Consider the following 245-nt stretch of genomic DNA (forward strand, 5'->3'; position numbering starts at 1 on the left):
GCTCAAAGGATTTACCCGCTTTCTACAACGCCCCGGTGACCGCTTGAAGACGCTTTTCAATGCAACTGACGCGCCCGCGGCCCCATTGCCCAGCCTGCGTGTGATACCGCGGGATGAGCATCCCGTATCCCGCCGCCAGCTAAGCGAGAATGCGCTGAAGGTACTCTAACGCCTGCAAAGCGGTGGATATCAGGCATATCTGGTCGGAGGCTGTATCCGTGATGCCCTGCTCGGACAACGACCCA

Annotated in this window: 1 pseudogene; it reads left to right on the plus strand. The window is 59.2% G+C overall.

Annotated features, from left to right (window positions below):
• Nucleotides 1-43: 43 nt before the first annotated feature.
• Nucleotides 44-245, plus strand: a pseudogene (locus R0J88_RS22655) (polynucleotide adenylyltransferase PcnB); the annotation flags it as partial.

It is taken from the genome of Pseudoalteromonas sp. SIMBA_162, assembly GCF_046535955.1.
Taxonomy (GTDB): domain Bacteria; phylum Pseudomonadota; class Gammaproteobacteria; order Enterobacterales; family Alteromonadaceae; genus Pseudoalteromonas; species Pseudoalteromonas marina.